General features: G+C 69.8%; 19 protein-coding genes. 9 read left to right on the top strand and 10 right to left on the bottom strand.

Annotated elements, in window-relative coordinates; all coding sequences use genetic code 11:
• Positions 1-55 precede the first annotated feature (55 nt).
• From QSK21_RS18670 to QSK21_RS18655, 4 genes are all read right to left on the bottom strand, one after another.
• Positions 56-805 (bottom strand): class I SAM-dependent methyltransferase, encoded by a 750-nt coding sequence (locus QSK21_RS18670; RefSeq protein WP_285697383.1) that lies wholly within the window; start codon positions 803-805, stop codon positions 56-58.
• Positions 802-1,350 (bottom strand): TSCPD domain-containing protein, encoded by a 549-nt coding sequence (locus QSK21_RS18665; RefSeq protein WP_502871572.1) that lies wholly within the window; start codon positions 1,348-1,350, stop codon positions 802-804. Before QSK21_RS18665 ends, QSK21_RS18670 begins: the two co-directional genes overlap by 4 nt.
• Before the next feature lie 191 nt (positions 1,351-1,541).
• Complete coding sequence (locus tag QSK21_RS18660; RefSeq protein ID WP_285697380.1) at positions 1,542-3,137, bottom strand: aminotransferase class I/II-fold pyridoxal phosphate-dependent enzyme; 1,596 nt, start codon at positions 3,135-3,137, stop codon at positions 1,542-1,544.
• A gap of 71 nt (positions 3,138-3,208) precedes the next feature.
• Positions 3,209-3,835 (bottom strand): HIT family protein, encoded by a 627-nt coding sequence (locus tag QSK21_RS18655; RefSeq protein WP_285697379.1) that lies wholly within the window; start codon positions 3,833-3,835, stop codon positions 3,209-3,211.
• 294 nt (positions 3,836-4,129) lie between these two features.
• Between QSK21_RS18655 and QSK21_RS18650 the strand changes: the two genes are divergently transcribed.
• Positions 4,130-5,548, top strand: a complete 1,419-nt coding sequence (locus tag QSK21_RS18650) for an NsdA family TPR-like regulatory protein (RefSeq protein ID WP_285697378.1) — start codon at positions 4,130-4,132, stop codon at positions 5,546-5,548.
• Positions 5,549-5,759: 211 nt separating this feature from the next.
• Here QSK21_RS18650 and QSK21_RS18645 read toward each other — a convergent pair whose 3' ends face one another.
• Positions 5,760-6,152, bottom strand: coding sequence for an ATP-binding protein (locus QSK21_RS18645; protein WP_285697376.1), 393 nt, complete (start codon positions 6,150-6,152; stop codon positions 5,760-5,762).
• A gap of 136 nt (positions 6,153-6,288) precedes the next feature.
• Between QSK21_RS18645 and QSK21_RS18640 the strand changes: the two genes are divergently transcribed.
• The 3 genes from QSK21_RS18640 to QSK21_RS18630 all read left to right on the top strand — a co-directional run bounded on the left by QSK21_RS18640 (position 6,289) and on the right by QSK21_RS18630 (position 8,205).
• Positions 6,289-7,122 carry a DUF5753 domain-containing protein gene (locus QSK21_RS18640; RefSeq protein WP_285697375.1) on the top strand — a complete coding sequence of 278 codons (834 nt, stop codon included), beginning with the start codon at positions 6,289-6,291 and terminating at the stop codon, positions 7,120-7,122.
• Positions 7,103-7,297: a DUF397 domain-containing protein gene (locus tag QSK21_RS18635; protein WP_285697374.1), complete on the top strand. Its 195-nt coding sequence runs from the start codon at positions 7,103-7,105 to the stop codon at positions 7,295-7,297. The genes QSK21_RS18640 and QSK21_RS18635 overlap by 20 nt, the downstream gene beginning before the upstream one ends.
• Positions 7,298-7,446: 149 nt before the next feature.
• Positions 7,447-8,205 carry an FkbM family methyltransferase gene (locus QSK21_RS18630; RefSeq protein WP_285697372.1) on the top strand — a complete coding sequence of 253 codons (759 nt, stop codon included), beginning with the start codon at positions 7,447-7,449 and terminating at the stop codon, positions 8,203-8,205.
• Here QSK21_RS18630 and QSK21_RS18625 read toward each other — a convergent pair.
• Positions 8,202-11,555 (bottom strand): phosphotransferase, encoded by a 3,354-nt coding sequence (locus QSK21_RS18625; protein ID WP_285697371.1) that lies wholly within the window; start codon positions 11,553-11,555, stop codon positions 8,202-8,204. The genes QSK21_RS18630 and QSK21_RS18625 overlap by 4 nt on opposite strands.
• Positions 11,556-11,915: 360 nt before the next feature.
• Here QSK21_RS18625 and QSK21_RS18620 point away from each other — a divergent pair, with 360 nt between their 5' ends.
• Together QSK21_RS18620 and QSK21_RS18615 are read left to right on the top strand one after the other, a co-directional pair.
• A complete protein-coding gene (locus tag QSK21_RS18620) occupies positions 11,916-12,047 on the top strand; it encodes a DUF3463 domain-containing protein (RefSeq protein ID WP_285697364.1) in 132 nt (43 codons plus the stop codon).
• Between the two features lie 94 nt (positions 12,048-12,141).
• Positions 12,142-12,639 (top strand): GNAT family N-acetyltransferase, encoded by a 498-nt coding sequence (locus tag QSK21_RS18615; RefSeq protein ID WP_285697362.1) that lies wholly within the window; start codon positions 12,142-12,144, stop codon positions 12,637-12,639.
• Positions 12,640-12,686: 47 nt separating this feature from the next.
• Here the strand turns inward: QSK21_RS18615 and QSK21_RS18610 are convergent, their stop codons facing one another.
• The 4 genes from QSK21_RS18610 to QSK21_RS18595 form a co-directional block, all read right to left on the bottom strand.
• A complete protein-coding gene (locus tag QSK21_RS18610; RefSeq protein WP_285697361.1) occupies positions 12,687-13,334 on the bottom strand; it encodes an isochorismatase family protein in 648 nt (215 codons plus the stop codon).
• Positions 13,331-15,202, bottom strand: a complete 1,872-nt coding sequence (locus QSK21_RS18605) for a hydantoinase B/oxoprolinase family protein (protein ID WP_285697360.1) — start codon at positions 15,200-15,202, stop codon at positions 13,331-13,333. Before QSK21_RS18605 ends, QSK21_RS18610 begins: the two co-directional genes overlap by 4 nt.
• Before the next feature lies 1 nt (position 15,203).
• Positions 15,204-17,273, bottom strand: coding sequence for a hydantoinase/oxoprolinase family protein (locus tag QSK21_RS18600; protein ID WP_285697359.1), 2,070 nt, complete (start codon positions 17,271-17,273; stop codon positions 15,204-15,206).
• Positions 17,274-17,410: 137 nt separating this feature from the next.
• Positions 17,411-17,980, bottom strand: coding sequence for a GNAT family N-acetyltransferase (locus QSK21_RS18595; RefSeq protein ID WP_285697358.1), 570 nt, complete (start codon positions 17,978-17,980; stop codon positions 17,411-17,413).
• A 99-nt stretch (positions 17,981-18,079) separates the two neighbouring features.
• On the opposite strand from QSK21_RS18595, the gene QSK21_RS18590 reads away from it, so the two are divergent.
• The 3 genes from QSK21_RS18590 (at position 18,080) to QSK21_RS18580 (ending at position 20,140) form a co-directional block, all read left to right on the top strand.
• Complete coding sequence (locus tag QSK21_RS18590) at positions 18,080-18,421, top strand: HEAT repeat domain-containing protein (protein ID WP_285697357.1); 342 nt, start codon at positions 18,080-18,082, stop codon at positions 18,419-18,421.
• A gap of 209 nt (positions 18,422-18,630) precedes the next feature.
• On the top strand, positions 18,631-19,431 hold the full coding sequence (locus QSK21_RS18585; RefSeq protein ID WP_285697356.1) for an SAM-dependent methyltransferase: 801 nt from the start codon (positions 18,631-18,633) through the stop codon (positions 19,429-19,431).
• Between the two features lie 67 nt (positions 19,432-19,498).
• Complete coding sequence (locus QSK21_RS18580; RefSeq protein WP_285697355.1) at positions 19,499-20,140, top strand: nitroreductase family protein; 642 nt, start codon at positions 19,499-19,501, stop codon at positions 20,138-20,140.
• Positions 20,141-20,167 lie beyond the last annotated feature (27 nt).

The following is a 20,167-nucleotide window of genomic DNA, read 5'->3' as shown; positions in this document are numbered from 1 at the left end:
GGTCCCGCAACGGTGCCGCAGCGAGGCGGGGGCGACAGCTCGTCAGACTTGCCGTTCAGAAAGGGCGGTGGGCCAGGAGGAACACGAACGAATCATTGAACTTCAGCACCGGCCCGGGGTGACGGCGGTCGATCTCGGTGATCCCGGCTGCCAGTTCGGCGTCGGTGAACTTGGTCAGCACGGACATCCACCGGTCGGCGACCATGGTCAGCCATCTTTCCTTGGCGATGGCCAGCTGGAAGGACGCGGTGCTCACCTCAGCGCGGAGGCCGTGACGCGCGAGTTGCCGGGCGATGCCGTCATGGTCGGCCGGAGACCGCTGGTACCGCTCCAGCGCGGCCTCGAACAGCGGATACTCCAGGACCGGTGCCAGCATGACCAGCAGCAGCCGACCGCCCGGCGCCACCAAACCGGCGAGCGTCCGCAATGCGGCATGCTCGTCGGCGGCGTGATGCAGCACTTCCTTGGCCAGAACGACGTCGAACCGTTCATGCGGCAAGGACACTGCGCCGGTGGCCAGGTCCTCCAGTGAAGCACGCACCGGCAGCAGGCCGTGCCCGTCCGGGACCTGGGCGAGCATCGCAGCCGAGGGATCAACGCACACCACGCTTCCCGCATGTTCGGCGAGCACCCGCGAGTAAAGACCGGTTCCACAACCGACGTCGATCCCGCGGTCACCGGTGCGCGGGCGAAGCCGACCGGTGATGCAGCCGCTCATCCACGCGACGAACGCGGGGCTGTAGGCCCAGTTCTCCTCGAACCGGGCCGCCAGCCGCTCGTAGTGGCCCGCCGCGTCACCGGTCACCTCCGTGGCGTGTTTCGCGGCTTGACCGGGGTTCCGATGCCGCTGGCCAGGTCGGCGCGGAAGGCGTCCATCACCTCGTCGGGGTCGGCGGCCGGGTCGGCTGACGGCACCTGGGCCTGGACGGCGGGGATCTTCGCGGCCTCGGCGGCGAGCCAGTCTCCGGCGGCGCTCACCCGCTCGTCCATGGTGAAGATGCCCTCTGCGGCGCGGACGTGGTAAGGCAACCAGTCGATGGCCAGGCGGCGGGCGACCCAGTCCACCACTGAGCGCACACGCGGAAGGTCGGGATCGTCGGTATGGCCGTTGGGCACGAAATACAGATCCAATCCCTGATGGACCAGGTTCAACAGCGGGACACCGTGCTGCAGGCCGACCGAGAGGGCGACGGCGTAAATGTCCATCAGCCCGGCAGAGGTCTGGCCCTGCTTGCCCCAGGAGATGAACACCTCACCCAGGCTGCCGTCCGCGCGGGCGTTGGCAGTCAGGTAGAACCGTTCTCCGCCGATCGTCACCGAGGTGGTCACGCCGGCCCGCCGCCGCGGCATATGCCGTTGCGCCCTCGCATGGGGTATCGGGCTGGGCGTGTGAGTCATATCCGCCTCCGTATTAGGTCATCCGCGCGGGCCGTTCACAACATGTGGGATGTGCAGCAAGGTTGTCCCACCACATGTGCTGCTTGCCGGAGCCTACTAAGACGTGGGGACAGTCTTGCGGTGGCTCACCGATGCGTCTGTTTTCAGTACCGGGAGTTGGTCAGGATCGTGTCGAGATCCGCGACGCTCCGAGCCCGTCTCAGCGCCCTGGCGATCACTCCGGGGCCGTCCGGCCCTGACCACGCGGTGGCGGCGTGATCGAGCCGGGAGACGAAACGGCGGAGTTCCCGGTCACCTGCGGCGAGGGTGCCGCGCAGCAGGAAGGGGCCGGACGCGTCGTCGGGGCTGGTGTGGTGGCCGAACAGTTCACCGGGCAGCAACGCTATTCCACTGTCGGGCCGGTCGCTGTAGTGCAGCAGGGCGGCGAAGGCGTCGACGCTGCTGGCCGCGCCGGGCAGGAGCCGCCGGGAGATGCGGAGCGGCAGGTACCAGCCGCCGCCGATCGGGTCGGCGTGGACCGCCTGGTACCCGAGCCGGTGGTTGATCTTCTGCAGCCGGTGGGTGAGATCGGTCAGCGCAGTACGGTAGGCCGTGTTCCACCCCTCGATCCATTCCTGGGGGGTCAGGCAAATCGCGGCGGCCGCGGTCAGCTCGCTGGCCTGCGGCACGCGTCCTTGGGACAGCACCGTGCGGTAGTGCCCGACCGCGGCGCGCAGCATAGGGTTGGTGGTGGTCGCGAAGGCGACCCTGGCGGTCGGCAACGCGAAGGTCTTGGACGGCGTGATCACCGACAACGCCATGTCGTTCATCGTGCCGAGTTCGGGGGAGCCGAGGTCGGCCCCGGTCACCGCCGCGATCGGGACACCGGGGCGTGCCGGGTCCAGATACGACCCGGCGTAGACGTCGTCGGCCAGGACATGGACCGGCCGTCTGGGGTGGGTGGCGTTGTGCGTCAGGATCGCGTGGGCAATCGCGTAGGCCCGGTCGCGGGTGAGGACGGCGCCGTCGGCGTTGTTGACCAGCGGCACGTACACACACCGGCGTGGACGATCGGCGGTCGCCGCCAGCCAGTCGGCCACCGTCGCGCCCGTCAGGTACGGGACGACGTGGATGGTGCCACCGAACAGCGGCGGAATCAACCGCAGGCTTTGGTAGTAGCCGGCCGGAGTGAGCAGCAGCCCGCCCAGATGGTGCACCTCGTCATGATGGCGACGGCACATGATCGCCGCGCAGAACGCCATGAACGCGCCCTTGGCGCCACCGCAGAACACCGTCACCTCCTCCGGCTGCGCCGTGACGCCGACGCTGGCGAAGTGGGCGGCGGCGAACGCGCGGGCCTCCTCGTCCAGCCCCGAGGACCCGCCTCGGTAGGCGCCCAGGTGGTGGACGCGGGAGGCCAGGTAGCGCAGCGTGTTCACGGCCGACTCGCCAGGCCGGGCCAGCGCCGGGTACAGCTGCTCGAACACTGTGCGCGTTGCGACGCGAGGAGAATACTCAGCGTCGAAGACGTCCAGGTCCGCCAGCATCGGGGGACGGTGCGGGTTGGCCATCTGACACGCGTAGCCGAACAGGCCGCGCCGCTGCCGGTAGAAGAAGGCGCCGAAGTTGGTGACCACCGGGTGCGGGTTGGGTGAAAGGTGGCTGCCCTTGTAGAGCTTGACCAGGTCGTGGTCGGTCTTGGCGTCGTCCAGGACCGCGTACACCGAGGTGTAGAGATCATCGAACCTGCTCTGCAGCACTTGCCCGGATGCTGTCTGCCCTCGCCCGGCCCAGTGCGTACCCTGTGTGGCTGGGTGGGCGGTACTGCCGCTCATGGCGCTGCCCCCTGGCCTCGCATGCGGCTTGCAAGTGGGTCGTCTGTGAGGTCGGCGACCGTCGTCCGGATCAGCTCGGCGCAACGCTGGTCGGCCCAGTCCCAGGCGTCGTCCTCGACTCGGGGATCCAGGGCCGCCACGGTACGGCGCAATCGGATTCGCCGGTGTGCGCCAGCGGCGTCGCCGACTTGGAAACAGCGCAGTACCGCGTCCTGGCCGCGGACGGCGATGTAGGAACGGTCACCCGGCAGGTCGGCCAGCGAGCCGATCACGCGGCCGGGCAGCCGTTCCTCCAGCCAACCGGTCAGATCCGCCGTAGAGGGCAGCAGGTGCCAATGCGCGTGCTCGACCCTGCGTACCCCGGCGGCGGCCAAGCCGTATTCGAACCCGAGCACCGGCAGGCCGTACACCTCGCCGAGCCGGACGGCCAGCTCCGCGATCAAGGCATGGGCTTCGGCGAGCGTGGCCGCGGTGAGCTCGCCGAACGACAGCACGTGCGCGCGGGGCACCACCAGCAGGTACCCGGGGACGAAGCAGCCGAAGGTCGGCACCGCGGCGAACCCCGCCGTGGAGGCGACGAACCGCGACCGCCCCGGCGGCAGCAACCCGGCCAGCGGCGTCATTCTTGCCGGGTCGGCCCCCGCACACAGCGCACACGGGCCCGCACGACCATTCCGGTCGGCGGCTTCAGGTTGCACGTTCATCGGCTGCACCGTGCCCTTCCGCTTCGTGTGGGCGCCCGGTCACCGGGCGCATTACCTTCTCAGTAGGCGTCGTGGCAACGGATGAGTGGACCGGTGCCTCCAGTGCGGTTGGGTGCCTACGGAGTCTTCGGGTGCGAGGCCGTAGCCGAATCGGCCGCAGCGGGTTACCGTGCGGCCACGGGGACGCACGCCGATTGGTGCGGGGAGGTCCTGATGACCAACTCCACAAGCAGCCCGCCGAGCTCGTCGAGGGGCACTCCGCTCGCCGGATTGCTGGGCGTGCTGGGCTGGGGTCCCGAACGGCTGGCCCGGCGGCTCAACGCCTTCGCCGAGCGGCAGGGGCTGCCCGACCGGATTCATCCCAAGACGCCCTACAAGTGGGTGGCAGGAGACATCCCGCGGCCGCCGTGGCGCGTTCTGACCTCGGCACTGCTCACCGAGGCCACTGGCCGCGAAGTCGCCGTGGCCGAGTTGGGGTGGCCCGCCGATGACCGCGTGCTCGCGGCGGCCGACGCGGGCATGGTGGTGCCGTGGGACACCGGCGGGACCTTGCGGGCGTTGCGGACGGTCACACAAGCTGGGGCCATGGATCGACGCCTGTTCCTGATGCTGCTGGGAAGCGCCGCCACCTCCCCGGCCCACGAATGGCTGATCGCCCACCAGAGCACCAGCCCCGCCCACGGGTCAGGAGCACCGGTCCCGATGCCGGTCGTCGACCACCTCGACCACATCACCGCCCGGCTACGCCGGATGGACGACCAGCTCGGCGGCGGCCGGCTACTGGATCTAGTGCACCAGCACCTGCGGTTCGTCACCGGTCTGCTGGACGAACGCCGCTACAGCGACGCCGTGGGCCGCCGCCTGCACGGCGCCGCCGGAGAACTGCTCCGTCTGGCCGGGTTCGTCTGCTTTGACTCCGGTCAGCACGCCCGCGCCCAGCGATACTGGATCGCCGCTCTGCACGCCGCCCACACCAGCGGCGACCGAGCATTGGGCGCCAACGTGCTCGGGTTCTGGTCCTGTCAGGCCAAGGACATCGGCCAGATCCGCGAAGCGGTCACCCTCGCCGAGACCGCCCGCGCCGGATACCGCGGCGCCACCCCCGCCATCACCGCGATCCTGGAACTACGGGCGGCGGAAGCCCACGCCGGAGACCACGCGACCACGCAGACCCGGCGAGCCATCGATGCCGCGTTCGACGCCCTGGACCGTCCGGCATCCTCGTCCGGGTCACCGGACTGGTGCTACTGGATGGACCATGCCCAAGCCCACGCGCAAGCCGGATACTGCTACCTCAAACTCGGCGACCACGCCCGCGCCCGCTTCCATCTCCGCCACGGACTGGCCTTGCAGGACTCCTCCTACTCCCGCGAAGGGGCCCTGCGTCACGCGCTGCTCGCCACCACCTACCTGCAGCAGGACAGGCCCGAACCGGACCAGGCACTCGCCCATGGCGACCGCGCCCTGGACGCGCTGGCGGGTGAGGTCGACTCGGCACGCTGCATCGGTCACCTCTCCCGCCTCACCGACGCGTTCCGCCCCTACCGACGCTCACCCGGCGTCGCGGCTTTTCTTGACAGAGTCCGGCCCGTCCTAGTCGGAACCTCCCCAAGCCAGGCCCGGGTCCGTTGACTTGCGGCATGTCGTCGCTATTCGGGTGCTAATAAGGGCGACACGCCGTAAGTCAACGAGTTATCGATCCGGTCATGACCGACTTCCGCCCGACCCGAATTATGCGACCCGCATGATCAAGCATTTGGCTTAAGGTGACCCAGTACCACCCCCGGCGTCATCGACGGCTACCGGGCCATCACCGGCCTCACCATGACAACCACACCCGCCATCAGGGCTTGAGGCAAGCCCAGACCCATTTGCCTCCGCTGGGATCGGTGGTGTAGCCGCAACTGCTGGCGAGCATCTCGATGATCCCGAGCCCCCAGCCGCCGTTGTCGTCCCAGCGTTCGGGGGCGAGGTCAAGATCGTCGAGCGTGTACGCGGTCGGCGCTCTGGGGGTAGGGACGCGGTGGGACGAGTCCCAGACGGCGAGGAGGACCTCTCCACCTTCCCGGCTCAGCCGGTACTTGATCTCTTTTCCCGGGGTCTCGTTGATCGCGTTGTTGATCATTTCGGATGCCACGAGGAACGCTTCGTCCGAGATGTGAGTATCGCCCCATTTGTGAAGTCGGGCATTTGTAAGTGTTCGGGCGAGACCGGCGGCTGCCGTCGACGCCAACATGGTGATAATTAGACAATCCCGACTAATCACTATCGCACCTTCCTCCTCCGCTACTTCTTTGTTTTCCTCTCCTAACTGTGAGTGATCGGACCTACACTCGCCTGTACAAGAGAAAATTCAAAACACGGGAGCTTCAATGCCGAAGGTCCGCCCCCCGGTCGACCCGACACTCTCGCTCTGGCACTTCCTGGCCTACTACCTGCGCTTCTTTCGCGAGAAAGAAGGTCTTTCACTCGCCCAGTGGGGCAACATCATCGGGCTTACGCGCGCCAGCGTTTGCAACCAGGAAGCGATGCGTCAGCGACTCCACCTCAGTCACGCCAAGGTCCTCGACCACCACTTCGAGACGGGACGGCTCTTCGAACTGCTCCTATGGTTCGCCCGGATGGCGCACAACCCGAACTGGTTCCGCCAGTTCACCCAGTACGAGCAGAAGGCCGCCTCCCTCAAGGTCCATCACATCGGGGTGATCCCGTTGGCGCTCCAGACGGACGACTACACCCGGGCCTGCGTCCGAGAAAGCAACATCAAGGATCTCGACGTCGAGCAGGAGTCCCGCCTCCAGCGTAAGCGTGGCATCGTAGACCGCGAGGACCCGCCATACCTTTGGGTGGTGATCGGGGAAGGTGCGCTGGCCCAAGCGGTCGGTGGCCCCGAGGTCATGCGAGCCCAGCTACAGCACCTCTACGAGATGTCCGAGCGACCGAACATCAGCCTCCGCGTCCTGCCCTTCAAAGCTGGCGCCAACCCTGGCGTTGACGGATACTTCCAGGTGATCAGCCTGGACAAGCGTGACATCGCCTTCGCGGGCGCACAGAAGGGCGGTCGTCTGATCGAAGACCCGAACGAAGTCAGCGAACTTGCGTTTATGTTCGATCGCATAGGCGCGAAGGCGGCCTCTGAGGCCGACTCTCGGGCTCTGATCGAGCGGTGGTTGGAGGAGTACTCACATGAAGGTGCAGTGGCGTAAAAGCTCCCACAGTGGTGGGGTCAACGACTCGACGTGCGTTGAGGTTGCCGGTCTGGCGGGCGCTGTGGGGATCAGGGACTCCAAGGACCCTGACGGCGGTCGGCTGGCGGTGAGCGGAGCCGCGTTCGGGCTGCTGGTTGAGAAGATCAAGACGGGTAGCCTCGACCAGCCGTAACAGGACGCCATTGGAGGCGCGGCGGACGGAAGGACTGCGCGTCGCGCCTCGGTGTTGATGGAAGAGGCCGGTACGACCTGCCGCGTCCCCAACCAGGCGCGTGACTCGCGTCATCGCCAGGTTGGCCTAAGTTGACCTAAGTTGGCGGTGTGGGTGCGGACGACCCTGATGACTACGCGCTGGTCGCCTACGGCGGGAACGCCGAGGACGTTGTGCTGATGCGGGCGTTCGCGGGACGACACGGTGGGTTCTTCGTGGACGTCGGCGCCGGGAATCCGGTGCGCGGGTCGTTGACCAAGAACCTCGTCGAGCGGCTCGGCTGGCGCGGAATCAACATCGAGCCGCTGCCGGAGCGCTACGAACTGCTGCGCGACGCCCGTCCCGGCGATGTCACACTGCGGCTGGCGATCAGTGACCGTTCCGGCACGGCGTCCTTCTTCCGGATCGTCCCCGGGCCGGGCAAGACCGGCGGTGGTGGGCTCAGCACCCTGGACCGCGATGTACTCGCCGTCCACGTGGCGGACGGCTGGAGGTACGAGGAGATCCAGGTCCAGACCGTTCCGCTGGAAACCGTCCTGAGCGAGCACGCCGAGCCGGGCTTCGACCTGCTGAAGGTGGACGTCGAAGGTGCCGAGGCGGCCGTGCTCGCCTCGGCGGACCTGGCGAGGTGGCGTCCACGGGCGATCGTGGTGGAGGCGACGTTCCCGCTGACCTCCCTAGCAAGCCACCAGGGTTGGGAGCCGGGCGTCCTGGCGGCCGGCTACGAACTGGCTCTGTTCGACGGGCTCAACCGCTTCTACGCGCGCACCAACGAGCCCGAACTTCGCGAGCGGCTGTCGGTTCCGGCGAACGTGCTCGACCGCTTCATCCCCTACCGCTGGGCGGTCCGGCTGGGCCTGCCGGTCTAAAGCTCCAACTCGTCCTCCACGAGAGCCAGTAGATCGGGGCGTTCGTTCCGGAGGTGGCGCGCGATCCAGCGGCCGTCGGTCGCGGCGATGCCCAGGACGGGCGTGTCGACGAGCCTGCGGAGCAGCATGAGCGGAAGTAGTGCGTCCAGCCCCTCGCGATCGGCCGTGTCCCCGTAGCCCTCGATCAGCGGCTCGATCGATCCACCATGGGGAAGATCGACGGCCAGCGCCCAGGCCAGGTCCAGCATCGGCGGTCCCTGCCCGATAGCGCCCGGGTCGAGCACCGCGGTGAGGGTGTCGCCGTCGAACAGCGCGTTGTGGCCCACGGCCACGTCCCCATGGATCGCCACCATGGGCATCCCGGCACAGGCGTCCGAGAGGAGACCGGCGATGACCGGATACGCGTCCGGCACCGCCGTGCGGGTCCAGCCCAGAAAGACGCCGAGGGCTCCAGGCTCGTCCAGCCGCATCCCCTCGGCGGGGCTGTGCGCATGCCAGGCGCGCAGCATGCGTCCCAGTTCCCGCTGCTGCGCAGGGGTGGGCCGGTCTCCCTCCGTCCCCGGGAGGCGTTGAAGGACGGCCCACCACCTAGGGTCCGATCCCGTATCGATCGTGCCGTGGTCGAGCAGGCGGGGAGCGGGCAGGCCGGTCGCCGCGCGGAGGCGTTCGAAACGGAGCACGGTCTCCAGGCGCTCATGCCTCCGGCGCTGCGGCTTGAGGATCGTCCGGCGTCCGACGACGACCCCGCCGGTCCCGTCGTCCGCGACCGGAGGCCCGTCGTAGGAAGGACTTGTCGACGCGGCCCGCACGATCCGCGCTATGTCGGCGGTGTCGAACCGGTCGGTCGGGATCGGTGCGTCGCGGTCGGCCACGTCCAGGCGCCCGCAGGGGACGAGCGGCAGGCCGGTGTGGCGCGTCCTGAGCCGTTCGAGAGGACGTCGCCAGCGGCGCATCGTGGCGTCGAGATCGCCGAGCCAGCGGACCGGCGCGGACGTCTCCGGGTGACGCAATCCTGCCCACAGGCCCGTGACGACGACCCAGACGGGCAGGCACTCCGGTTCGCCGTGGCGGGTGGCCTCCGCCAGCCGTTGCGCGATCGCGCTGGCCTCCTCACCGCGTCCGGCGGCGGCGTACTGAAGGACTCGAATGGCCTCGGCCGGGGTGAGTTCGGCCGTGGCTCCCAGCTCCTCATAACGGCGGGCGGCCTCTTCCAACAGCTCCGCCGCTCTGTCGTGCTCGCCTTGCAGAGCGTGCGCCATCGAGGCGGCCAGATCGCACTGCGCGACCCCGATCAGCTCGCCGACGGCGTCGTTAAGCTCGCGGGCGGCCGGGGTCAGGTCCAGCGTGCGCTCCGGGGCGTACCACATCAGCGCGAGGGCGAGATGCCGCATGGCGCGGGCCTCCCATAGGGGTGCGCTCGCCGCCCTGGCCTCGTCCAGCGTCCGCCGGAACAGGGCCGCCGCGTCCTCGAACCTGGCGTTGTGAATGTAGGTGTGGCCGAGCATGTCGGCTACGCGGATCTTGTCCAGCCCCGCGCCGGACGCCCGCTCCATCAGCTCCTCGACGGCGACGTACTCCCCGCGGCGCAAGGCATTGTCGGCTTGGCCGAATAGGGCGCTGGCCCCAATGTGGGAGTTCTCCAAGCCGATCGCCGACAGATGCCGGCCCGCCTCCATCACCCGTCCGGTGACGTGCGCACGGCTGGCCAGCTCGTACCGGTAGTAGTCCGCGAAAGGGCCGGACGCATCCTCCCCGCCCTCGCCGATGACCAGTTCGCGCATCCGCTGGTAGCGGTCCTCCGCATTCAGGTCGCCTCGCGTGGTCAGCCTGGCGACGGTGGCGAGCTTAGCCAGCTCGGGGGAGTCGGCCGGTTCGGGAAGGGACGCCAGCACCTGCCAGTGCCCCAGCACGCTGAGGCTGTAGGTCAGCTCGGCCAGCACTGGCGGTAGCACGCCATGCTCATGCGCTCCCCGGAACACGAGCTGGAACGCGGCCACGGCCCGGCGGCTGCGGACCGAGAGGGGGACGGGATGGTCGGGACGCTCGTCCCAGACCGACAGCGCCACGCCCGCCATGTGATCGATCGCCCGCCGCAAATGCTCATGCCGCTCGCCGCCCGTCCACCCGTCGGCGGTGTAAGCATCGCAGTCGAGCACGCTGCGGCGCAGATTGTCGTGCAGGTGGCAGGCCGGCCACACCGAGTCGTCCCGGTGGACGAACGGCCGCGCCAAGAAGTCCTCGATCCTGCGGCGCCGCACCTGCGGAAGGGTCGCGTGCAAGGACTCCGCGTCGAACGCCTCCAGCAGCGCGGCGGCCCGGAGCAGGTCGCGATCCTGCTCGGAGAGGTCCCGCATCGTGCGCAATACCAACTCGGGGAAGCCCAGCCCGAACGCCTCGGCCGGGGGCGTCTCCCTCTGAGCCAGGTACTGCCCGTACAGTGCCGCCGACAGGTCCAGGTACAGCGGCGAGCCGCCCGAACCCTCGATCATCCGCTCCCTGATCGGTACCTCGATCGCGGGCCGGTCGTCGATGGTCAGCCGGGTCGTGAGGTACTCCAGGGCGGACGCGCGCTCGAACCCGTCTAGGACGAGCCGGTCGCGTCCGGCCAGACCGGGCCAGCGATGCTCGCCTCCGTAGGTCAGCCCGACCGCCCGGACCGGATCGTCCCAGCGCGGCGGCCGTCGTCCCGCCGCGACGAACGCCACGTTGGGCATCAGGTACACCAGCCGCGAAACCAGGTCCTCCAGCCCGTCGCGCTCGGGTGGTAGATCCTGGAGGTTCTCCACGGTGTCCAGTACGCAGAGGGCCAGGGTGTCCTTCTGGGCCCTGACCCGCTCCAGATCGGCCGCCAGCAGCACCGGCATGTAACCGAGCATCCGGTCGGGATCCCGCTCCTCCAGGATCGGGTCCAGTGCAGGCAATTCCGCGCGCAGCCGCCGCAACCTGGCCTTCTGCGCCACTGTCGTGCCGAGCCTGCTGATCACCTGGTAAGCGGCGGTGACGGCCCCGAAACCGCCCAGCACCTGATCGACCGTCCCGCCGACCTGCTCGGCCACCCGCCGCGACTCCGACGTTCCCCGATTCAGGTACGCCGTCAGTGACTCGCCCGGGTGCTTCCGCTCCCAGTAGACCGCCAGCGCCACATCGAACGCGGGCCACGACTTCGCCAGCCCGCCGAGCCCTGCCCGCACGCGCAGCAGGATCGTCTCGAAACTGGCGCTGGCCGGATCGCTGAAATCCACGACCACGGCCGCCCTGTTCTCCGGTATCCCGTCCAGTTCACCGGCCATGGCCAGCGAGGCGACATGCCTGACCAGCGTCGACTTTCCGATACCGCCTTCACCGGTCACCGTGTGAAGGTTGTCGGCGGCCCGCTGGAAGTCCATCAGTTCGGAAACCGGCCATGGGCGTCCGACAGCCCTCAGTATCCCCTGATGAAGGCGCCCGATCTGCTCCTCCCGATCCGTGAAGACCTCATGTGCGACGAACGGAACCCCGGGGCCGAATCCGAAGAACTGATCGATGCTCACGGCCACAGCCGACCACAACGCCCCGCCCGCTGGCAACGCAGGTCTCGCCCACGCCCCCGGACGGCGAGACGGAAGATCGAGGCGGGTGCCCTGATCGCGTTGGTCCTCTTCTCCGATCGCCCGAGCGGACGTCCGTGGGCTTGAACCGAGCCGGTAGGCGGCCGTCCGCGTCAGCCCTTCGTGAGAACTTCACCATGGTCCTCGAAGGCACGCTGCGCGAACTGCATGGCGCACTGCGGCTACGAGCCCACGGCCGTCTTCAGCACACTGGGCTCCCTGAAGCAATCACTCCGCGCCCTCCGCGCCTCCTGAGCCGGGCGACGGGGAGCGGGCAGGCCACAATGGCAACCGTTGCCCGTCGATGCGTGACCCCCGGAGGCAGGAGTTGGACCCCAGCGACCCTTACGTGAGCACGCCGCGGCTTGTGCTGCGCCCGTTGACGGGGGACGACTTCGACGATTACGCGGCGATGATGGCCGACCCGGAGGTGGGTCACTTCCTGGGCGCCGAGGGCGGCATGTCGCGTGCGGACGCGTGGCGTAACCTCGCCATGATCATCGGCCATCGTGAGGTACGCGGCTACTCCATGTGGGCCGTCCTGGAGAAGGGCACCGGGCGTTTCGTCGGCCGTGCGGGCCCGTGGCGGCCGGAGGGCTGGCCCGGCCTGGAGGTCGGGTGGTGCCTGGCCAGGAAGGCGTGGGGGAAGGGCTACGCGACCGAGGCCGCGCGCGCGGCCGTGGCCTACTGCTTCGACGAGCTCGGCGCGGACGAGGTGCTCTCGCTGATCGCCCCGGAGAACGCCCGGTCGGTGCGGGTCGCGGAGCGCATCGGGCATGAGTTCCTTCGGGACGCCGAGGTGATGGGCCGTCCGTGCCGGATCTACGGCCAATCCCGTCAGGCGTAGACGGCCGCGGTCCTCGGCCTTCCGGTCCAGCGGCGCGCCCGGCGCCGTCATCGCGGCGGGCCCTTCAGCCGTTCGACCACCTCCGCCTCGTCGCGGACCTCCGCGTACTTCGCCTGGAGGTCGAAGAGGTTCGCCTCGTGCGGCCGGGGGTCGCGGTCGCCGACGGCCTGCCGCACGACGATGGGGACGTAGCCGTGCGAGATGGCGTCGACCGCGGTGGCGCGCACACAGCCGCTGGTGCTCACCCCGCAGATCACCAGCGTGTCGATGCGCGCCGCCGCGAGCGTGGACGACAGCGAGGTGCCGAAGAACGCGCTCGCGTACTGCTTGACCAGCACCAGCTCGTCCGGGCGCGGCGCGACCTCCGGCATGATCTCCCCGAGGGCGGCGTCCGGGGCGCCGGCGGCGAAGTGCCGCAGCGCCCCGACCTTGCGGTAGAACAGCCCGCCGTCCACGCCGTCCGGGCCGTACGCGACCCGGGTGAACAGCACCGGGACGCCGCCGGTGCGGGCCGCGTCGATCACCCGCGCGGCCGAGTCCAGGCAGTCGCGGGTGCCCATGTACAGCTCGGCGCCCGGCTGGAAGTACGCCCGCACCATGTCGATGACGATCACCGCGGGCGAGGCGCCCCAGTCGAGGGAGCGGCCGAACCCGGCCGAGGCGTAGTCACGCGACAGGCCGTCGTCCCCGGTCATGCCGGGACCGGGGGCTTGGGCGCGGGCAGTCCGGTCTCCGCCTCGCAGTTGGCGATGATCTCCTCCAGCGGCGGGCCCATGTTGAACACCGGCAGCTCGGCGGGACGCTCCCCGCGCAGCCGCTCCCGCAGCGCAGCGGTGGCGTCCAGGTCCAGCTCCCCGTCGGGCGACACGACCACGCCGTAGCGCTTGGCGCCCTCCGAGGACACCAGCCCGCGCCGCACCTCCAGCGCGACCAGCTCCGGGTCGCGGGCCAGCGGATCCCCCCAGCCACCGCCGCCCCAGGTGACGAAGTGCAGGACGTCGCCCCTGGCCACGGCCACGTCATGGACCTTGCTCGGCAGCACCTCGACGGTCCCGTCGGCCCGCTCGATCCACTTGCGCCCGCGGGCGCCCGGGTCGCCGCCGTTGACGCCCCACGGGTAGGTGAGCCACCGGTCGTCGTGGATCGCGATCGTCCCCGGCTCCAGGAACCGGTACGCCACGTCCACGCCGTTGCCGCCCCGGTGCAGACCGGCGCCGCCGGTGTCCGGGACCGTCTCCCAGCGCTCGATGCGCAACGGGTAGTACGACTCCAGGTACTCGCAGGGGATGTTCACGAACGAGGGCCACAGCGAATGGCCGTCGGGCCCGTCCCCGATGGGCCGCCCCGGGATGCCGCCGAAGCCGATCGAGTAGAGCTGGAACCACTCGCCCTTACGGTCGCCGTCGGAGTAGTGGCCCGAGTACATGAAGTGCGGCGAGGACGAGAACCCGGCCGCGTTCAGCAGGTCGGGGGTCTTCTGGCCGAGCAGCCCGCCGAACAGGTCGAAGATCCGCCCGACCCCGTGGTTGCGGGCGTTGAGCGCCGCGGGGAACTCCGGCTTCCAGAACGACCTGTCCGGGATCTTCACGTCCACCAGCGGGTAGAACCCGTCGTTCCACAGGATCTGCGGGTCCGCCACCGTGATCATGTAGATGCCGAAGAACATCCGGGCCAGATTGGGGTTGATGTAGTAGTTGATCGGCCCGGGGGACTGCGGGTCGCTGCCGGTGAAGTCCAGCAGGACCTTGTCCCCGGTGCGGGTGAGCGACAGCGTGAGCTTGTACGGGCCGTGCCCCACGCCGTCGTCGCAGATGTAGTCGGAGAAGGACAGGGTCTCCCCGTCCTCGAACAGCGTGGTCAGCAGCGTCTTCATCGCCTGGTAGTTGCGGTCGAGCAGGGCCTCCAGCGTCGACACGTAGGTGTCGGCGCCGAACCGCGCGCACAGCTCCTGGATCCGGCGGGACGCGGTGCGGCAGGCCGCCACGATCCCGTTGAGGTCGGCCCGGTTCCAGTCCGGCTGCCGCACCTGGTTGAGGATGATCCGTAGCGCGTCCTCGTTCAGCACGCCCTTGCTGTAGAGCTTGAAGGGCGGGATGACCACGCCCTCCTCGTAGATGGTGTGGGCGTCGGTCGGCATCGAGCAGACCGTCTTGCCGCCGACGTCGGACATGTGCCCGAACATCGACGCCCAGCCGACCACCCGGCCGTCCACGTAGACCGGCATCACCACCAGCCAGTCGTTGGCGTGGCTGATCGCGCCGTCGCAGGAGTACGGGTCGGAGGTGAGCAGGACGTCGCCCTCCTCGATGGTGCCGTCGAACCGGTCCAGCAGCGCCGGGATCGACAGCCCGAACTGGCCGACCACCATCCTGCCCTCGGGGTCGCCGATCAGCGGGAACTCGTCGTGCTGCTCGCGGATGCCGGGGGACAGGGCGGTGCGGAACAGCACCTCGTCCATCTCGTACCGGGCGTTGCGCAGCGCGTTCTCGATGATGTCGACGGTGACGGGGTCCACCTCGACCCGGGGCAGGGGCTCGGTGGTGCTCTGAATGATCTGTGCCATGTCATGCCTCCGGGCGGATCAGCAGGCTGCCGCCGACGTGCACGGTCGCGGCATGGCCGGGCAGGACGAGGGTGGTGGAGTCCATCTCGGTGACGATCGCGGGACCGGGGATCACGTCGCCGGCGCGCAGCAGCGTGCGGTCGTAGACCTTCGCCTCGGCCTCGGCGCCCTCCACGTACAGCCGGGTCGTGCCGGTCACCGCGGCCGACGGGTCGCCGTCCCCCTCGGGCAGCCGCGCGGCCAGCACGTTCGGGCGCGGGCCGCTGACGGCGGCGCGCGCGCTGACCAGCTCGTGCTCGTTGCTCAGCAGAAAGGAGAACAGCTGCTCGTGCGCGGCGTCGAACGCCTTGCCGAGCGCGGCCAGCCCCGCGCCGTCGTCGGACTTGCCGTCGAAGACGCCGATGTCGACCGGCACCGGGATCTCGAACCCCTGCCCGTGGTAGCGCAGGTCCACCTGGTAGGTGACGGTGTGGTCGGTGCGCGGAACGCCCTCGGCCTCCAGCGTCGCCGCGGCCGACTCGGCCAGCTCGGTGAGGATGCCGTGCAGCTCGGCGTCGGTCAGCTCGGAGAAGCGCCGGATGTAGGTCCGCGCGGCCTCGTCCCGCAGGCTGGTGGTGGCGTCGCCGTACGCGCACAGCACGCCGGGGGACGGCGGGATGATGACCGGCCACGCGCCGGTGAGCCGGCCCAGCGCGTTGGCGTGCAGCGGCCCGGCGCCGCCGAAGGCGACCAGCGCGAAGTCCCGCGGGTCGAAGCCCTGCTGCACCGAGACCAGCCGGATCGCGCCGAACATGTTCTCGTTGACGATGTCGATGATGCCCTGCGCCGCGGCCTCGACGCTGGGCAGGCCCATCGCCTCGGCCACGGTGGCGACCGCCTGCCGCGCCGCCTCCCGGTCCAGGGTGATCTCACCGCCGGCCAGCTCGGCCGGCAGGTAGCCGAGCACCACGTTGGCGTCGGTCACGGTCGGGTCGGTGCCGCCCGCCCCGTACGCCGCCGGGCCCGGCTCGGCGCCCGCCGACTGCGGCCCGACCCGCAGGGCCCTGGTGAGCTCGGGGACGTGGGCGATGGAGCCGCCGCCCGCGCCGACCGTCCGCACATCCACCGACGCGGCCCGCACGGTGAGGTCGCCGACCTTGGTCTCGCGGCCGATCCTGGCCGTGCCGTCCTGGACGAGCGCCACGTCGGTCGAGGTGCCGCCCATGTCGAAGGTGAGCAGGTCGCGGAACCCGGCCTGGTTCGCGGCCCAGATCGCCCCGCTGACGCCGCCGGCCGGGCCGGACAGCAGCATCGACACCGGGTTCCGCGCGGCGACCGTGGCGGAGGCCAGGCCGCCGTCGCTGCGCAGGATGTAGAGGCCGCCGTCCACGCCGCCGTCGGCGAACTTGGCGGTCAGGCCCTCCATGTAGCGCGCGACCTGCGGCTGGACATAGCCGTTGGCCACCGTGGTGATCGTCCGCTCGTACTCGCGCAGCTCCGGCAGGACGCTGGAGGACACCGACACCGGCACCCCGGGCAGCTCCTCCGCGGCGATCTCCGCGATCCGGCGCTCGTGCGCGCCGTTGACATAGGAGTTGATCAGCGAGACGGCCAGCGCCTCCACCCCGCGTGAGCGCAGCCGGCGCAGCCCCTCGCGGATGTCGTCCTCGTCCAGCGGGGTGACGACCGAGCCGTCGGCGCCGATCCGCTCGATCGCCTCGATGGTGTTCTCCAGCGCGGCCAGCGGCTCGGGCTTGGGCCAGATGATCCAGCCCGCCAGCCCGCCGGGGACGAAGGACCGGGCGATCTGGAGCACCTGCCGGAACCCGCGGGTGGTCACCAGGCCGACCCTGGCGCCCTTGCCCTCGAGGATCGCGTTGGTCGCGACGGTCGTGCCGTGCAGCACCTGCCCGATCTGGGACGGGTCGATGCCGGCCTCCGCGGCGGCCTTGCGCATCCCCGCGACGACGCCGATCGACTGGTCGTGCGGCGTCGAGGGGGTCTTCGCCCGGAAGGTCTGCCCGGTCTCCTCGTCGATGAGAAGGATGTCGGTGAACGTCCCGCCGACGTCCACGCCAAGTCTGTAGCGCACACGGCCTCCCTCTACCACGGCGTCGGGGCGGGTTGTATACATCTATTCCATGACGGACGGCATACACAAGGGAACACCCGAATATTTCCACGAGATTGCATACACGTTGTGGTCGGGTGCCGGGTGGAGGCCGGGCTCTAGGAGGCCGCCGGCCGGTCGATCCGGTACACGTAGTGGGATCGGTCGTCGATGGGGTTGTCCGGCTCCAGCTCGCCCTCCGCGACCCTCCGCAGGCCGGCCTTCTCCAGCGCGCGCCAGGAGGCCCGGTTGGCCGCCGGCACCGGGACGATGACCGCCGTGGCCTCGGGATACCGTTCCCAGGTCTCCGCGACGACCGCGCGGATCAGCGCGGGTCCGAGGCCACGGCCGGTCAGCCCGCGATCACCGATCAGGTAGTCGATCGTCATCCCCCCGTCGGGGACGTCCACGACGGCCGCCAGCTCGGTCACGTACTCGGGGAAGTCGTGCAGCCGGCAGCGCTGCACGAAGGCGAACGGGCTGCCGTCCAGGAAGGCGAGCAGGTCTTCGGACGGGTCCTCGCCCCTGGTCGCCGGCAGGAAGTCGCGCGTCACCGCCTCGATCGAGGTCTCGTGGTTCCACCACCTGGCCACATGTGGCTCGGCCAGCCACCGGCTCAGCAAGGGGAAGTCCGGCTCGGCCAGCCGGCGCCAGGTGATCGTCATCGCGTTGTCCACAGGGCTTTCCACATGCCGACGCTAACCCGCCGTCGCCGCCGCCACCTTCCCTTTTTCCGGTGGTCCGGGCCGGTGCGCCGGCATGTCGGTGGGCGCCCCTAGGGTCGGCGTATGTCGCGGCGCCGTTTCGATCAGGCCATGCACCGCATGCGGGAGAACGACCTGCGGGTACGGGAGGACGCGTTCGACTTCCTGCGCGAGCACGCCGATGCCTACGTCGACGAGCTGATCGCGGAGTTCGAGGCCGAACGCGACGATCACGACCTGCGCTGCTGGCTGCTGGAGCTCATCGCCGAGGCCCGCTCGCCGAAGGCGCTGGACGTGTTCCGCGGCCAGTTGCGGAGCGTGGACGACTCGTTGCGGTTCTGGGCGGTGCGCGGACTGGAGATGCTCGGCGACAGGAACGCCGATCAGGCACTGGACGAGGCGCGCGCCGACGGCTGGATCGCCTGACCCGGCCCTCCGTCCCCGGCCTTGAAGCCCCGCTCGACGGAGATCGCCTTTTGGCGCCGGTTTGGGCCGTGTTCGTGGTCCGCGAATCGGTGCGCCTGCAATCATGGGGGCGTTACGATTCCGCCGGGACGTCGCAACCGCGCAATGCGCCGTGCCCCCCGAAGTTGTGGTGCGCTACCGCTGGCGAGCCGCCGGCTGGAGGTCAGGTCATGCAGGAGGATGCAGCTCCCCTCGAGCTGAACGTCGACGTAGCGCATCCCGCCCGGATGTATGACTACTACTTGGGCGGCAAGGACAACTTCACCGCCGACCGCGAGGCCGCCGAGGCGGCGTTGCAGTCGGCACCGGAGATCCGGTCCATCGCCAGGCAGAACCGCGCGTTCCTGCGGCGCGCCGTACGGCACGTGGTGGGCCAGGGCATCCGGCAGATCCTCGACCTGGGCGCGGGCCTGCCGACCCAGCACAACGTGCACCAGATCGCGCAGGAGATCGCGCCGGACACCCGCGTGGTGTACGTCGACAACGACCCGATCGTGCTCGTTCACGCGCGGGCCCTGCTCACCGGCAGCGCCGACGGCGACACCCGGGTGCTCCAGGCCGACGTCCGCGACTCCGCCGAACTGGTGCACCGCGAGGACGTGCGCGAGCTCATCGACTTCAGCAAGCCGATGGCGACGATGCTGGTGTCGGTGCTGCAGTTCGTCCCCGACAAGGACCCCGAAGAGATCGTGGCGCCGATCCGCGAGGTCATGGCGCCCGGCAGCTACCTGGTCCTGGCGCACCCCACCCACGACTTCCGCACCGACGAGGTGCTCAAGGTCGCCAGCACCTACGGTCAGGCGAAGGCGCCCGCGGTGCCGCGGGGCAAGGCCGAGATCGAGGCGCTCTTCGGAGACTTCGAGCTGCTCGAACCCGGCCTCGTCCAGTCCCCGCTCTGGCGCCCGGACGGGCCGCTGCCGGAGGACCTCGACCGGATCTGGATGTACGCAGGCGTAGGCCGCAAGCGCTGAGTCCCCTCGGCGGCCGGGCCTCAGGCCCACTCCGGGCCCACTCCGTTTCCCCCCACATGGAGGTTTCATGGACGTCATCCAGGCCCTGAAGACCACGGGGACCTGCCGCTACTTCGACACCGCCCCGGTGCCGGACGAGATCCTGCTGGACGCCTTCGACGCGGCCCGGTTCTCCCCGCAGGGCGGCAACCGCCAGCCCGTGCGCTGGGTGGTGGTGCGCGACCCGGAGAAGAAGCGGCGGTTGCGCGACTGGTACCTGGAGCCCTGGAAGGCGTACCTGGCGGGCATCGAGTCCGGTGACGTCGCGGTCGGCGCGCTGCCGAAGGCGGTCGTCGACGCCGACCACTTCGCCGAGCACCTGCACGAGGTCCCGGCCATCGCCGTCCTCTGCGCCGAGCTGGACGGGCTGCACCCCACCGACCTGGAGCTGGACCGGCTCAGCGTGGTCGGCGGCGGCTCGATCTACCCGACCGCGCAGAGCTTCTGCCTGGCGCTGCGCTCGCACGGCGTCGCCACCGCCGTCACCACGCTGCTCTGCCACTACGAGCCGCAGGTGAAGGAGCTGCTGGGCATCCCCGACGGGGTGATCACCGCGGCGCACATCGCGGTCGGCTACCCGGCGCGCGGCTTCCCGGCGAAGCTGTCGCGGCTGCCGGTCGAGCAGATCGCGTTCGGCGAGACCTACGGCACGCCGCTCAAGCAGTCCTGACCGGCGGCCGCCGCGGCGCGGTACCCT

This window comes from Actinomadura sp. NBRC 104412, from assembly GCF_030269515.1.
In the GTDB taxonomy this organism is placed as follows: Bacteria; Actinomycetota; Actinomycetes; order Streptosporangiales; family Streptosporangiaceae; genus Spirillospora.
Note: the sequence above shows the minus strand (reverse complement) of the source record. Positions and strands in the feature narration are given on the sequence as shown.